Annotated in this window: 16 protein-coding genes; 8 read left to right on the forward strand and 8 right to left on the reverse strand. The window is 66.6% G+C overall.

Annotation, left to right across the window (positions count from 1 at the left end):
* Window positions 1-183 precede the first annotated feature (183 nt).
* Entirely contained in the window at window positions 184-1,008 is an 825-nt protein-coding gene (locus tag VG543_RS10800; protein WP_423179206.1) for a helix-turn-helix transcriptional regulator, read from the reverse strand.
* Window positions 1,005-1,709 carry a VIT1/CCC1 transporter family protein gene (locus VG543_RS10805; RefSeq protein WP_019662097.1) on the reverse strand — a complete coding sequence of 235 codons (705 nt, stop codon included), beginning with the start codon at window positions 1,707-1,709 and terminating at the stop codon, window positions 1,005-1,007. The genes VG543_RS10800 and VG543_RS10805 overlap by 4 nt, the downstream gene beginning before the upstream one ends.
* Window positions 1,710-1,861: 152 nt before the next feature.
* On the opposite strand from VG543_RS10805, the gene VG543_RS10810 reads away from it, so the two are divergent.
* On the forward strand, window positions 1,862-3,226 hold the full coding sequence (locus VG543_RS10810; protein WP_423179207.1) for a glutamate--cysteine ligase: 1,365 nt from the start codon (window positions 1,862-1,864) through the stop codon (window positions 3,224-3,226).
* Window positions 3,227-3,331: 105 nt separating this feature from the next.
* Here VG543_RS10810 and VG543_RS10815 read toward each other — a convergent pair whose 3' ends face one another.
* Window positions 3,332-4,390 carry an NAD(P)-dependent alcohol dehydrogenase gene (locus tag VG543_RS10815; protein WP_058983612.1) on the reverse strand — a complete coding sequence of 353 codons (1,059 nt, stop codon included), beginning with the start codon at window positions 4,388-4,390 and terminating at the stop codon, window positions 3,332-3,334.
* 107 nt (window positions 4,391-4,497) lie between these two features.
* Here VG543_RS10815 and VG543_RS10820 point away from each other — a divergent pair, with 107 nt between their 5' ends.
* Entirely contained in the window at window positions 4,498-5,382 is an 885-nt protein-coding gene (locus VG543_RS10820) for a LysR family transcriptional regulator (protein WP_058983610.1), read from the forward strand.
* Window positions 5,383-5,508: 126 nt separating this feature from the next.
* Here the strand turns inward: VG543_RS10820 and VG543_RS10825 are convergent, their stop codons facing one another.
* On the reverse strand, window positions 5,509-5,925 hold the full coding sequence (locus tag VG543_RS10825; RefSeq protein ID WP_058983640.1) for a VOC family protein: 417 nt from the start codon (window positions 5,923-5,925) through the stop codon (window positions 5,509-5,511).
* Window positions 5,926-6,039: 114 nt separating this feature from the next.
* Between VG543_RS10825 and VG543_RS10830 the strand changes: the two genes are divergently transcribed.
* Window positions 6,040-6,717, forward strand: coding sequence for an SMI1/KNR4 family protein (locus VG543_RS10830; protein WP_423179208.1), 678 nt, complete (start codon window positions 6,040-6,042; stop codon window positions 6,715-6,717).
* Window positions 6,718-6,813: 96 nt separating this feature from the next.
* Here VG543_RS10830 and VG543_RS10835 read toward each other — a convergent pair whose 3' ends face one another.
* The gene (locus VG543_RS10835; protein ID WP_423179209.1) at window positions 6,814-7,233 is read right to left on the reverse strand and encodes an Imm70 family immunity protein; all 420 of its coding nucleotides are present in this window, start codon (window positions 7,231-7,233) and stop codon (window positions 6,814-6,816) included.
* 186 nt (window positions 7,234-7,419) lie between these two features.
* Between VG543_RS10835 and frmR the strand changes: the two genes are divergently transcribed.
* From frmR to VG543_RS10860, 5 genes are all read left to right on the forward strand, one after another.
* Window positions 7,420-7,695, forward strand: a complete 276-nt coding sequence (gene frmR, locus VG543_RS10840; protein ID WP_005411009.1) for a formaldehyde-responsive transcriptional repressor FrmR — start codon at window positions 7,420-7,422, stop codon at window positions 7,693-7,695.
* A gap of 59 nt (window positions 7,696-7,754) precedes the next feature.
* Window positions 7,755-8,864 carry an S-(hydroxymethyl)glutathione dehydrogenase/class III alcohol dehydrogenase gene (locus VG543_RS10845; RefSeq protein WP_423179210.1) on the forward strand — a complete coding sequence of 370 codons (1,110 nt, stop codon included), beginning with the start codon at window positions 7,755-7,757 and terminating at the stop codon, window positions 8,862-8,864.
* Window positions 8,865-8,872: 8 nt separating this feature from the next.
* Window positions 8,873-9,220, forward strand: a complete 348-nt coding sequence (locus tag VG543_RS10850; RefSeq protein ID WP_100478753.1) for a YqcC family protein — start codon at window positions 8,873-8,875, stop codon at window positions 9,218-9,220.
* Window positions 9,221-9,242: 22 nt separating this feature from the next.
* Entirely contained in the window at window positions 9,243-10,073 is an 831-nt protein-coding gene (gene fghA / locus VG543_RS10855) for an S-formylglutathione hydrolase (RefSeq protein ID WP_312544156.1), read from the forward strand.
* 191 nt (window positions 10,074-10,264) lie between these two features.
* Window positions 10,265-11,710 (forward strand): GGDEF domain-containing protein, encoded by a 1,446-nt coding sequence (locus tag VG543_RS10860; RefSeq protein ID WP_423179211.1) that lies wholly within the window; start codon window positions 10,265-10,267, stop codon window positions 11,708-11,710.
* A gap of 114 nt (window positions 11,711-11,824) precedes the next feature.
* Here VG543_RS10860 and VG543_RS10865 read toward each other — a convergent pair whose 3' ends face one another.
* The 3 genes from VG543_RS10865 to VG543_RS10875 form a co-directional block, all read right to left on the reverse strand.
* Window positions 11,825-12,163, reverse strand: coding sequence for a hypothetical protein (locus tag VG543_RS10865; RefSeq protein ID WP_006469105.1), 339 nt, complete (start codon window positions 12,161-12,163; stop codon window positions 11,825-11,827).
* A gap of 77 nt (window positions 12,164-12,240) precedes the next feature.
* A complete protein-coding gene (locus tag VG543_RS10870; protein WP_058983598.1) occupies window positions 12,241-13,182 on the reverse strand; it encodes a DegV family protein in 942 nt (313 codons plus the stop codon).
* 94 nt (window positions 13,183-13,276) lie between these two features.
* Window positions 13,277-13,909: a 2-hydroxychromene-2-carboxylate isomerase gene (locus VG543_RS10875; protein WP_329848294.1), complete on the reverse strand. Its 633-nt coding sequence runs from the start codon at window positions 13,907-13,909 to the stop codon at window positions 13,277-13,279.
* Window positions 13,910-13,927 lie beyond the last annotated feature (18 nt).

The following is a 13,927-nucleotide window of genomic DNA, read 5'->3' on the forward strand; positions in this document are numbered from 1 at the left end:
CGGTGTGGGTGGGCAGGACCGTTGGCGCCATGGATGGCGCCATCGAGCCCCCATGGATGGGTTTACGGCGTGTCCTGCCCACCCACACCGCCCCGCCATCCCACGGATAGCCCGCTGTTGCTGTTGCTTTCGCTGTTGCCGTTGCCTCTGCAGGTGCAGGGCTGCAGGCCCTGCCGAACCCCCTCAAATGTCTGTGGGAGCCAGCCCGTACTGCTCGGCGAAGCGCTTGCTGAAACTCGCCGCAGACCGATAGCCCGCGCGTGCGGCCACGGTCTTCAACGGCAGGTCCGTGGTGTAGAGCAGCTGCATGCCATGCGCCAGCCGGGCCTCGGTGAGCAGCTGGCGCAGGCTGGTGTCCTCGGCCGCCAGGCGACGGCGCAGGGTCGCGCCGCTCAGCGCGAACAGCGCTTCCACATCACGCGATTGCCAGTGCCGGGCCGGTTCGGCGGCGATGCGGTCGCGGATCTGTTCGCCCAGGCTCGGTGCCTGCGGTAGCAGCAGGTTGCCGTGGCCCTGCCGGCACAGGGTCAGTACCAGCGAGGCCAGGGCCAGCCGCGCTTCGCTGTAATGGCCGTCCTGCAGCGATTGCCGCCACTGGCGCAGCACCGCGCCATGATCGATCAACGGCAGTCGCGCCATCGCATGACCAGCGGCGGGAAGCTCCCCGCTCCACAGCGTGCGTGCGGCCGCCAGCACTTCGGCACACAGCGGCACGATGGCGCTGAGGTAGCGGCCACTGCGTGGGTCGGGGGTGTTGACTACATCGATGCGGCATCGCTGGGTCAGCAGCAGGATGTCGCCGGGGATGAACTCCAGCGACTGGTGCGCGGTACGCACCTGCTTGCGGCCTTCCAGCAGGATCGCGAACTGGGGTTGCGGAATCTCCACCGAGCTGGCGCCATGTTCGCGCCGAGCGGTGATGCACGCATAACCTTCGGCGCGTGCGCAGCCGGCCAGACTGGCCATCTCGGCCAGCAGTGCGGTAACTGGCGGCAGCATGCCGGTCATGTCACCTGGGCGCCGAACAGGCGACCGACGCCTGCAGCGGCGGCCATTGCCAGTGCACCCCAGAACATCACACGCATTGCGCCGCGTACCGGCGGGGCGCCGCCGGCCTGGGCTGCCACCGCGCCGGTCAGGCACAGGCCGAGCAGGGTACTGGCCGTGGTCATCAGTGCGACCTTGTCGACCGGCGCCAGCAGGGCGGCCAGCACTGGCAGCGCCGCACCGCAGGTGAACGCACCGGCCGAGGCCAGCGCTGCCTGCAGCGGGCGGGCGCGCAGGGTATCGGTGATGCCCAGTTCGTCGCGCGCATGCGCGCCCAGCGCATCGTGGGCGGTGAGCTGTTCGGCTACCTGCCGGGCCAATGCAGGTTCCAGGCCACGGTGGCGGTAGATCGCGGCCAGCTCTTCCAGCTCGCTGTGCGGGTTGTCGCGCAGTTCGCGCTTCTCCATCGCCAGGTCGGCTGCTTCGGTGTCGGCCTGGGTCTGCACCGACACATACTCGCCGGCAGCCATGGACATCGCGCCGGCTACGGTGCCGGCCACGCCGGTGGCCAGAATGGTTGCAGCCGAGGCGCCGCTGGCCGCCACGCCAACCACCAGCCCGGCCACCGAGACGATGCCATCGTTGGCGCCCAGCACGGCGGCGCGCAGCCAGCCGACGCGTTCGGAGCGGTGCAGTTCGGGGTGTCGTGAATGGCGGCTCATGACGTTGAGTGTACGAGGGTCAAGAGGGCGTCGGTAGGATGCTGAAACCCGTCACCGTCGCATGACGCGACGGGGTGCCACGCTATAGTGCGCCCTTGCGATGGAAGGCCGCGAGCCCCACATCCCCCGCCACCGTCCAGCGAGCCTCTCCCTTGTCGAGCCCCAGCCACGTCGCCGATACCCCCATTACCGACCGCTCGCAGCTGGTGGAGGTGATCGCCTCCGGCGAGAAGCCCCGCGCGCAGTGGCGCATCGGCACCGAGCACGAGAAGTTCGGGTTCCGCCTGGATGACCTGCGCCCGCCGACCTTCGAGGGCGAGCGCGGCATCGAAGCGCTGCTCAACGGCCTGGTCCGCTTCGGCTGGGAGCCCGTGCAGGAGAACGGCAGCACGATTGCCCTGCTGCGCGATGGCGCCTCGGTGACGCTGGAACCGGCCGGCCAGCTGGAACTGTCCGGTGCGGCGCTGGAAACCATCCACCAGACCTGCGTGGAGACCGGCACCCACCTCAATGAAGTGGCGCAGGTGGCCGGCGAACTGCAGCTGGGTTTCCTCGGCATGGGCTTCCAGCCGAAGTGGAAGCGCGATGAAATGCCGTGGATGCCCAAGGGGCGCTACAAGATCATGCGCGCGTACATGCCCAAGGTCGGTTCGCTGGGCCTGGACATGATGACCCGCACCTGCACGGTGCAGGTGAACCTGGACTACGCCACCGAGGCGGACATGGTGAAGAAGTTCCGCGTGTCGCTGGCGCTGCAGCCGATCGCCACCGCGCTGTTCGCCGATTCGCCGTTCACCGAAGGCAAGCCGAACGGCTACCTGAGCTATCGCTCGCACATCTGGACCGACACCGACGCCGACCGCACCGGCATGCTCGACTTCGTGTTCGAGGATGGATTCGGCTACGAGCGCTATGTCGATTACCTGCTCGACGTGCCGATGTACTTCTCCTACCGCGACGGCATCTACCACGACGCCAGCGGGCAGAGTTTCCGCGACTTCATGCAGGGCAAGCTGCCGGTGCTGCCGGGCGCGTTGCCGACGCTGCGCGACTGGTCGGACCACATGACCACCGCGTTCCCGGAAGTGCGCCTGAAGAAGTACCTGGAAATGCGTGGTGCCGATGGTGGCCCGTGGAGCCGCCTGTGTGCGCTGCCGGCATTCTGGGTGGGCCTGTTGTATGACGACACCGCACTGGATGCCGCCTGGGACCTGGTGCGTGACTTCACCCTGGCCGAGCGCCATGCGCTGCGTGACGGCGTGCCGAAGCATGCGATGAACCTGCCTTTCCGCAATGGCACCGTGCGTGACCTCGCCGGCGAGGCGGTCAAGATCTCGGTGGAAGGCCTCAAGCGTCGCGCCGCACGCAATGCCGATGGCCAGGACGAGAGCAAGTTCCTGGACGTGCTGCAGGAGATCGTCGAATCCGGCCTGACCCCGGCCGAGCGCAAGCTGGCGCTGTTCAATGGCCGCTGGCATGGTGACGTCGATCCGGTGTTCCGCGAATTCGCGTACTGAGTGGATTGCGGTAGTGCCGGCCGCTGGCCGGCAGCCAGGCGCCCGGCACTACCAGAAAAAAACCCCGGCATTGCCGGGGTTTTTCTTTTTCGCATCTGCCCTGGCTCAGGCCGCGTTCTTCATCGTCGCCATGTCGATCACGAAGCGGTAGCGCACATCGTTCTTCGCCATGCGTTCCCAGGCTTCGTTGACGTTCCTGATGTCGATCATCTCCACATCGCTGACGATGCCGTGCTCGGCACAGAAGTCCATCATTTCCTGGGTTTCAGCCATGCCGCCGATCGCCGAGCCGGTCAGGTGCTTGCGGCCGAAGATCACGCTGCCACCGGTCAACGGCGGGTCCAGTTCGGTCAGCACGCCGACCAGGCACATGGTGGCTTCGCGCTTGAGCAGGCCCATGTACGGATTGGTGTCATGGCTGACCGGGATGGTATTGAGCAGGAAGTCGAAGCTGCCGGCGTGCGCCTTCATCTGCGCCGCATCGCGCGAGACCAGCACCTCATCGGCGCCCAGGCGCTTGGCATCGGCGCCCTTTTCCGGGGTGGTGGTGATCATCACCACGTGCGCACCGAGCGCCTTGGCGAACTTCACGCCCATGTGGCCGAGGCCGCCGAGGCCGATCACGCCGACCTTCTGGCCCGGGCCGACCTTCCAATGGCGCAGCGGCGACCACGTGGTGATGCCGGCGCACAGCAGCGGTGCGGCCGCCTTCAGGTCGAGGGTGTCGGACACCTTCACCACGAAGCGCTGCTCGACCACCACGTGGTCGGAATAGCCGCCGTAGGTCGGTGCGCCGGTTTCGCGTTCACGGCCGTTGTAGGTCCAGGTCGCGCCCTCGGCGCAGTACTGCTCCAAGTCGTGCTGGCAGGCGTCGCAGTGGCGGCAGGAGTCGACCATGCAACCCACGCCGGCGTGGTCGCCGACCTTGAAGCGGGTGACGTTGCTGCCGACCTCGGTGACGCGGCCGATGATCTCGTGGCCCGGCACCATCGGGTAGATCGAGCCACCCCAGTCATCGCGGGCCTGGTGCAGGTCGGAGTGGCAGATGCCGCTGTAGAGGATCTCGATGCGCACATCGTCGGGACCGACCGCACGGCGTTCGAACTCAAAGGGGACCAGCGGGGCGGTATGGGAATGGGCGGCGTAACCACGGGCGAGGGACATGGGGAATCCTTGGCAGGGTTTATCGAAAGGCGCTTTACAATACGCCGCGTTCCCAATGGCAAGAAGCGTGGATATCGGCATGATTCATCAAGTAAAACTGCACAATCATGGCCACTGACAACCTTTCCCACCTGGCCGCGTTCGCGGCGGTTGCCCGCCACCGCAGCTTCCGCCGCGCCGGTGCCGAGCTGGCGCTGTCGACCTCGGCGGTGAGCTATGCGATCCGCGCGCTGGAAGAACGACTGGGCGTGGGCCTGTTCCACCGCACCACGCGCAGCGTGGCCCTGACCGAGGCCGGGCAGCGCCTGCTGGAGCGCTTGCAGCCGGCGCTGGGGCAGGTGCATGACGCGCTGGAAGAAATGAACCACTTCCGCGCGGCCCCGGCCGGCCTGCTGCGCCTCAACGCCACCCGCGCGGCGGTGGCAACCCAGCTGCGACCTCGGCTGGCGCGCTTCCTGCACGCTCACCCCGATGTGCGCGTCGAGCTGACCGAGAACGATGGCCTGGTCGACATCGTCGCCGAGGGCTACGACGCGGGCGTGCGCCTGCATGAGTTCGTGCCGGAGGACATGGTGGCGGTGCCGATGGGGCCGCCGCTGCGTGGGCTGATTGTCGGCTCGCCGGATTACCTGCGGCGGCATCCGGCGCCGCAGCATCCGCGCGACCTGGCCGCGCATGAATGCATCCGCTTCCGCTTTGCCAGCGGCCATCTGTACAAATGGCAGTTCGAGCGTAGCGGGCAAGCGCTGGAGCTCGACGTGCCGGGCCGGCTCACATTGAGCGAGCAGGGCACCGTGGTTGGCGCGGTGCTTGATGGCATCGGCCTTGCCTACGTGCTGGAAGACACCGCGCGGCCGTATATCGAATCCGGCCAGATGGTGGCGGTGCTGGAAGACTGGAGCGAACCGTTCGCCGGCTTCGCGCTGTACTATCCGAAGCAGCGGCAGATGCCCGGCGCGTTGCGCGCGTTCGTGGATATGCTGCGGGAGTGAGGTGCTTTGGTTTGCATCCACGCATGGCGTGGATCTACTGCCGAACGACAGCCTCCACGCGTTGCTTGAAGCGGATCAGTAGTTCCGCGCCATGCGTGGATTGGCGTCTGCGGCGCAGCCGGCAATTCATTCGACCAGCGCGTCGTAGCCTTCGCCACTGAACTGGATCAGGCAGAAGCCGTGCCCGAACGGATCGGCCAGCACGGCGATACGGCCCCAGCGGCGCTCGCGCACCGGTTGCTCGAGCATCGCCCCGGCCGCGACCGCACGCATCAACGCGGCATCAATGTCCTCCACCACCCAGTCCAGGTGCAGCGGGGTCCAGTGGCGCTCGTAGTCACGCACGTCGCCGTCTTCGGTGGCGGCGCTGCCAGCCTCGTTCTGCAGCAGGTAGAGCGGTGTTGGCCCACCGACCAGTTCCACCGCGCCGGTACCGAGCCGACGACCGATGTGCAATCCAAACGCGGCCAGGTAGAACGTTTCGGCGGCGGCCAGGTCGGGTACGTCGATGTTGACGATGAAGTTGCGGGCAGTCGCATTCATGGCAGTGATTTCCAGCATCCGGTGGTTGCAGTCTAGTCCCGCCACCTGCTGCTGCCGGTTCATCTCCTGCGCGGATTCGGGCAAGCTGGGCGACCTCTATCGACAAGGACATCCATGAGCGCGCTATCCGACATCGAACAGGTCACCGGCCAGGCCTTCCCGCCCCTGTTCAAGCAGTTGCATGCAGCAGGCCGGTTGAGCTGGGGCAGTCCGCATCCGGAATGGTCCGAGGTGGTGTTCCCGACGCTGCAGGCGGATCCGCCGGTGCTGCTGTACGCCCAGGACTACGAGCCATTGGAACACGACGAACTGCTGGAGGCGTGGCAGGAGCTGACCGCCGAGGATCATTACAATCCCCTGCGTCCTGACCTGCAGCTCCTGCCGTTTGCGCGGACCGGCGGCGGCGACAGCTACTGCTTCTGGAGCAACGCGCCCGGTGTTGCCGAGCCGCCCGTCGTGCTGGTGTGGCATGACGATGATCGTGCCGATGTGCTGGCCGCCAACTACCAGGATTTCCTGTTCCGCAAGATGGTTGAAGCGGTTGCCGACTACCAAGCGCCGTATACGCTGCTGTCGCACGGCGAGCTGGCCGGCAATCTGCAGCGCTGGCTGCAGTCCCACCAGTCCTTCCTGCGCGGCGACCAGTACGCAGCCCTGCAGCGGCTGTTCGCCCGTGTTGACGATATTGAGGAAGGAAACATCAGCGAAGATGATGCACAGGCCATCGTCGCTGAAGTGATCGGCTTCGAGCAATTGGACGAGTCGTTCGCGTACGTGCGCGAGGATGCCTGAGGACATGGGTCGGAGCCCCGCCTGCGGCGGGCCGATCCGGATGGGCGATCCGCGTGGCGGAGGAAGGTCTTCTGGGCTGAACGGGTTGCGCCAGTATCAATAGTTGACGATCCGAGCGACGTCATCCTCGCCATCCTGGAGCTCCTCAAACAGTTCAGTTAGAAGTGCGATCAGATCGCGTCCCCGTGCGGTGACGAAATGGGTCGCCAAGGACTCGATGTCAGGGGCGATTGCTTCCCCCCATGGCGGGCGCTGGGCGCGATCATCGAACGACCAGATGACTTGGACGGGCGGCAGCTGGGCCAGCTCGCGGCGGATGACGTGCATCTCGGACAGCGCAGTGGCCGCGTCTGATTTCTGCACGCAGCCGGCGTAAAGCTGCTTCATGATGATCGGGAAGCGGCTTCCCCATCCATCCGGTTCTAGATTGCCGGTGATCGTCGAGAAGAACGCATGCAGAAAATCGCTGCTGCCGATCTCATCGGTGATGCGCCCGAGTTGGATGCCAATGCCCATCATTTCATTCCGGATGTTGCGACCCCCAAAGATTGCCCGACACGGCCTTGCTGACCGCTGGATCGTCTCAAGTAATTGATTCGGTTGGATTCAAAGCTGCCATTCCGGAGTCTCAGGAAGCCATTTGCGTCAAACCAAGCGCTTCTATGTATACTATCCCCCAGTATAGTTCCGAACTGGCCCGCCATGCCGCACTCCCCCGAAGAGAAGAAGAAGGTCCTGGCCCGCGTGCGCCGCATCCGCGGCCAGTGCGATGCGCTTGACCGCGCGCTGGAAGCCGGCGCCGACTGCGGGCCGGTGCTGCAGCAGATCGCCGCCATCCGTGGCGCGGTCAACGGCCTGATGTCCGAGGTGATGGAGGCCCATCTGCGCGAGGAATTCGGCCAGCCCGCCGCCTCCGACGAACAACGCGCCGAACGCGTGCGCGACATGAGCGCGTTGATCCGCTCGTACCTGAAGTAAACGACGGCGCAACATGGCGCCGCCCATCCTGTCATTGCCTGTCTCTGGAGAGTCCACCCATGAAATCCCGTGCCGCCGTCGCCTTTGGTCCCGGCCAGCCGCTGCAGATCGTCGAGATCGACGTTGCCCCGCCGAAGAAGGGCGAAGTGCTGGTCAAGATCACCCATACCGGTGTCTGCCACACCGATGCGTTCACCCTGTCCGGCGATGACCCGGAAGGCCTGTTCCCGGTGGTGCTGGGCCATGAAGGCGCCGGCATCGTGGTGGAGGTCGGCGAGGGTGTGACCAGCGTCAAGCCCGGCGACCATGTGATTCCGTTGTACACCGCCGAGTGCGGCGAGTGCCTGTTCTGCAAGAGCGGCAAGACCAATCTGTGCGTGGCCGTGCGCGCCACCCAGGGCAAGGGTGTGATGCCCGATGGCACCAGCCGCTTCAGCTACAACGGCGAGCCGCTGTACCACTACATGGGTTGCTCGACCTTCAGCGAGTACACCGTCGTTGCCGAAGTCTCGCTGGCGAAGATCAACCCGGACGCCAACCCGGAACACGTCTGCCTGCTCGGCTGCGGCGTCACCACCGGCATCGGCGCGGTGCACAACACCGCCAAGGTGCAGGAAGGCGACAGCGTGGCGGTGTTCGGCCTGGGTGGCATCGGCCTGGCGGTGATCCAGGGTGCGCGCCAGGCCAAGGCCGGCCGCATCATCGCGGTGGACACCAATCCGTCCAAGTTCGAACTGGCGCGCGAATTCGGCGCCACCGACTGCATCAACCCGAAGGACTTCGACAAGCCGATCCAGCAGGTCATCGTGGAAATGACCATCTGGGGTGTGGACCACAGCTTCGAGTGCATCGGCAACGTCAACGTGATGCGCGCGGCGCTGGAATGCGCGCACCGTGGCTGGGGCCAGAGCGTGGTGATCGGCGTGGCCGGTGCCGGGCAGGAGATCTCCACCCGCCCGTTCCAGCTGGTAACCGGCCGCAAGTGGATGGGCACTGCCTTCGGTGGCGTGAAGGGCCGCAGCCAGCTGCCGGGCATGGTCGAGGACGCGATGAAGGGCGACATCGAACTGGCCCCGTTCGTCACTCACACCATGGACCTGGACAAGATCAACGACGCCTTCGACCTGATGCATGAAGGCAAGTCGATCCGTACGGTGGTCCACTACTGAGGCGCGGCGTGGGCTGGTTCGATGCCTTGCGCAGGCCGCGTGCGGAAGATCCGCGCGCGGCGCTGGTCGACCCGATCGAGCAGGCGTTGCGTGCGCTGGGCTGGGTCGACGGCGAGGTGGGGCCACCGCGTGCGGTGACTTCGGCCTTCGGCAGCGACGATGGCATGCCGTTCGAGCAGTGGCTTGCGCAGGTATTCCTGCCGCGCCTGCACGAAGCCCGCGCCGACGGCCAATGGCCACCGCGCAGCGACGTGGCGGTGGCGGCGTACCGCAATCTGGATGGCCAGCCTGGCGTCGAATCGCTTCTGCGCCTGCTGTCGCGGCTGGATGAGTTGATCAACACACGTGACGGCTGACGCCGGCACGCAGGAGAGCACCATGGAACGCATTGAACACCGCGCCTGTTTCGGCGGCTGGCAGGACGTCTACCGCCATCGTTCGACCACGCTGGGCTGCGACATGCAGTTCGCCGTGTACCTGCCGCCGCAGGCGGAAGTGCAGCCGCTGCCAGTGCTGTACTGGCTGAGCGGCCTGACCTGCACCGAGCAGAATTTCATCACCAAGGCCGGTGCGCAGCGCTATGCAGCCGAGCACGGCGTAATCATCGTCGCGCCAGATACCAGCCCGCGCGGCGATGATGTGGCCGATGCCGAAGGCTACGACCTCGGCAAGGGCGCAGGGTTCTACCTCAACGCCACCCGTGCACCGTGGGCGAAGCACTACCGCATGCACGACTATGTGGCGCAGGAGCTGCCGGCGCTGATCGAAGCGAATTTTCCGGTCACCGGCGCGCGTGCTGTCAGCGGCCATTCAATGGGCGGCCACGGTGCGCTGGTGATAGCGCTGCGCAACCCGGGGCGCTACCGCAGTGTGTCGGCGTTCTCGCCGATCGTCGCGCCCAGCCACGTACCGTGGGGGCAGAAGGCGTTCACGGCTTATCTGGGCGACAACCCGGCCGACTGGGCGCAGTGGGATACGTGCGCGCTGCTGGAGGCGGCCAGCGAGCACCTGCCATTGCTGGTCGACCAGGGCGAGGCGGACGAGTTCCTGCAGACCCAGCTGCAGCCGCAGCGCCTGCAGCAGGCCTGCGCGGCCGCCGGCCATCCGCTGACCCTGCGTCTGCAGCCGGGCTACGACCACAGCTACTACTTCATCGCCAGCTTCATCGGCGAGCACATCGCCCACCACGCCCGCGCCCTGCAGGGCTGAGCGCGTTCCGGTGGTGCCGGCCGCGGGCCGGCATCACCGGAACGCCCAGGGATTCCCCGGGATTGCCGGCCAGCGGCCGGCACTACCATGGCGGCGCACGCGGAGTGTCGTTTTGCCGCAGTGGATCACGCCGCTGTGGCGTGCTGGCGCGCTATCGTGCGCTCAGACGGCCTTGCGGATCGGGGGGATGCATGCCGGTAGTGCTGGCGCTGCTGTATGTGCTGTGCCATGGGCTGGTGCTGGCCCTGTGGCCCGGTCCCGCCGGGGCGGGCTCCTTCGTCTTTCTGACCGGCGCCCCGTTGCTGGCTGCGGTGGCCTGCCTGTGGCGGGCCCGCCGCGACCGCGCTGCACTGGGGTGGCGGGCCATGGCATTGGCGCTGCTGCTGTGGGCCGGCGGCATGGCGTTCAACATGATCGACGCGCTGGGCGCCGGGCGGGCCGATTTCACTCCCCACGCCAGCCTGCTGTTGTACGTACTGTACGGCGTGCCACTGGTGTTCATCCTGGCGCGCGCACGCCGCGAGCGGTCGGGCATCAGCCTGATCGATGCGGCAATGGCCGCGCTGCTGGGCGTGCTGTTCTTCGTGCATACCGAATCGTTTGCCGCCCGCATCGATGTCGATGCCCATGCGATGTCGAACATGCAGCGTATGTTCGACATCCAGAACCTGTGCATCGCTGGCTTTGCGGTGGTGCGCTGGCTGGCCGGTGACGTCCCCGAGCGGCGCGGTTTCTTCCGGGTGCTGGCGCTGTACGCACTGGCTTATCTGCTGGTGGCTTACTACATCAACCATTACACCTCGGAAGACGCATTCGGAGCCTTCAATGATCTGTTGATCGACCTGCCGTTCCTGCTGGCGGCGGTGCTGGCGTTGGACCGGGCGCCCGTCACGGGCGCAGTGCCGCATCCGCGGCTGTCGCGCACGGTGCAGTCTGCCGGGCCGATGATCCTGCCCTTGCTGCTGCTGGTGGTGGGTACTCTGGTGGTCGACCATGCCCGACCGCTGGCAGTGGCGGGTTTCGTGGTGGCCACGCTCGGCTTCGGCCTGCGCAGCGTCCTGCTGCAGACCGATCTTCTGGAACGCCAGGCAGCACTGGATCAACTGGCGCGGCAGGATGGCCTCACCGGCGTGGCCAATCGCCGCGAGTTCGACGCGCGGCTGACCTCCGAATGGAATCGCGCGCGGCGCAGCGGCACCGAGCTGGGCCTGCTGCTGGTGGATATCGACCACTTCAAGGCCTTCAACGACCAGCACGGCCATCCGGCCGGTGATCGTTGCCTGCAGGCGGTGGCCGGGGTGCTGAAGGCCATAGCCGGTCGCGGTGGTGACAGCGTTGCGCGTTATGGCGGTGAAGAATTCGCCGTCATCGTGCCTGGAAGCCCGTTGTCGGGCGTGCTGGCGCTGGCCGAGCGGCTGCGCGAAGCGGTCGAAGCGCTGCCATTGCCGGAAGGCGCGGTCAGCATCAGCGTCGGCGTGGGTTACCTGCATCCGCCGGCTCTGGCCAGTGCCGATCAGTTGCTGGCAGACGCCGATGCCGGCCTGTATGCCGCCAAGCGGGCTGGCCGCAACCAGGTGGTCCTGCACGCACACGTGCTGGATGACGAGGGCAACGCGCACGGAACGATGGACTGCTGAGCGGACCAGCCCATGGCGTGCCGCCCGTCCAGGAACATCGCACTGGGTAGTGCCGGTCGGTGGCCGGCATCTCCTCGGTTGCCGGCCAGCGGCCGGCACTACCACGGCGTGGCCTCAACGCACGTCGCGCAGTTCCCAGTGGTGGCCGGCCAGCAGGCGCAGGCGCTGCTTGAACACGTCACTGTCGATGCGGGTGGTGGCGACCAGGTTGATGCGCAGGTCCTTCTGCTCGCCGGTCACGGTGGCGTCCGGATCGGTCACGCCCCACTGCGGTTCCACCGCGTCCGGGTCGGGCTGCTTGGCCTTCCAGCGCTCGAACAGCGTGCCGCTGCGCAGGGCATCCTGCAGCTCTTCGGCGAAGCCGGCGGCGCCCTGCGAGTGGAAGGACAGGTCAGGGTCATTGCCACGGGCCTTGGACGGGTCGGGTAGGCTGATGTGGTACTGCGCAGGCATGAAGTTCTCCTTGAAGTGCGGCAAGACTGGCACAACCGCAGTGGAATCGATGTGCAGATTCCGGCCGTGGCCAGCGCTCATTCGAACCGATGCGGCCCATCGGCGAAGCCTACGGTGACCGCGCCCTTGCCGACGTTGACCATGCCGGTCAGGCTCATCACCGATTCGTACACGGTCACGCCATGGGTGGCGCAGACCTCTTTCAGCTGTGCGTAGCCGGGCAGCGTGCGCAGCTCGTCCAGTTCTCCGCCGTAGCTGACGCACACCGTCGGTGTCATCAGCCCGGCACGCACGCGCTGGCCGACCACCGCGAACAGCTTCTGCACGGCATTGTCGAAGCCCTTGATCTTGGCCACCGGCCCGGTCTCGCCGCGGTAGCCGTGCAGCACCGGCTTGATGTCCAGCGCGCTGCCCAGCGCCGCACTGAGCAGGCCGACACTGCGGTCGCCCTTGTGCCGTGCGCGCGCACGCATGTAGTACAGATCACGGGTGACCATATAGCCGTGCACGTTGCCGGCCAGTTCCTCCAGCCGCTCGCGGATCTGCTGCACGCTGGCGTTGCTCTCGCGCAGGCGAACCGCCTCCACCGCAGTCACCGCCTGCGCGGCGAACAGGTTCTGGGTATCGAGCACGCGCAGCGCGAACGGTGAGTTGTAGCCTGCCGCCTGGCGCACCGGCTTGTAGTCGTTGAGGATGGCGAAGCTGGCCTGCAGCGCGTTGTCATGGATCGGGCTGCGGGTCTTGGTGATGGTCATGCAGAACACGTGGTCGTAATCGATCACCAGCTGCTGCAGGAACAGGTCGCGGATCTGGTTGACGCTGAAGGGAATGGTTTCCGCCTCGGCGCCGTGTTCGGCCACGTGCGCGTGCAGGAAGCTCAGCGTGGCCTGCTCATCGCGGTGATCGGCCAGCACGGCTTCGCCGATGCGGACGGTGATCGGCAGCAGCACGATGTTGTGCTCGGCAATGAAGTCCTGCGGCAGGTCGCAGGCCGAGTCGACGACGATTCCGATGCGCATCCGCGGCTCCCCCTCCAGGGCGGTTGTAGGTTCGGAAACGTGAAATCTATCTCAAAACCAGAGCCCGCGCCCGAGGGAAAGGCGACACCCCTGTTCAGCGATCGCGCTGTACCGCCACCGGCAGGCTGTCCAGGCGTTGCCATTCGGGCTGCAGCAGCAGGGCGGGATCGGCCAGCACGGCCGCCATCAGCGGATGGGCGTCGTTGCCCCAGAACAGTTCCTGGTCGATGGCCAGGGTCGGGACCCCGAACACCCCGGCGCCGATTGCGGCCTCGGTGTTGCGCCGCAACTGTTCCTTGACCGCCGGGGCCGCGATGGCGCTGGCGACATCCTCGATCCCCAGCCGCGCAGCCGGTTCGCGCAGGGCCTCGGCGCTATCGGCGGCATTGCCGTCGCGCCAGATCCAGTCGAACAGCACGTCCACCGCCTGCACGCTGCCACCGGCGGCCAGGCACAGCCGCAGGGCAGACAACGGGTTGAACGGGTGGCCCGGCGGGAACCGCAGCGGTGTTCCTTCGGCCTGCGCAGTCCACAGCAGCTGGCGGTACATGAAGCGGCGCTTGGCCGGAATCTCGGCCGGCCCGAGGTTGCCCAGGTGATGCAGCACGGCACCGAAGGCGATCGGCACGGTCTGGATCTGTGCGAACTGGGGTAGCTGCTTCAGCTTCTGCCAATGCAGGTAGGAATAGGGCGAGACGAAGTCGAAGTACCAGCGCAGGGTGGCCATGCAGGTTTCCTTGAATAA

Origin of the sequence: Stenotrophomonas sp. CASM101, from assembly GCF_049384845.1 — a bacterium.
In the GTDB taxonomy this organism is placed as follows: domain Bacteria; phylum Pseudomonadota; class Gammaproteobacteria; order Xanthomonadales; family Xanthomonadaceae; genus Stenotrophomonas; species Stenotrophomonas hibiscicola.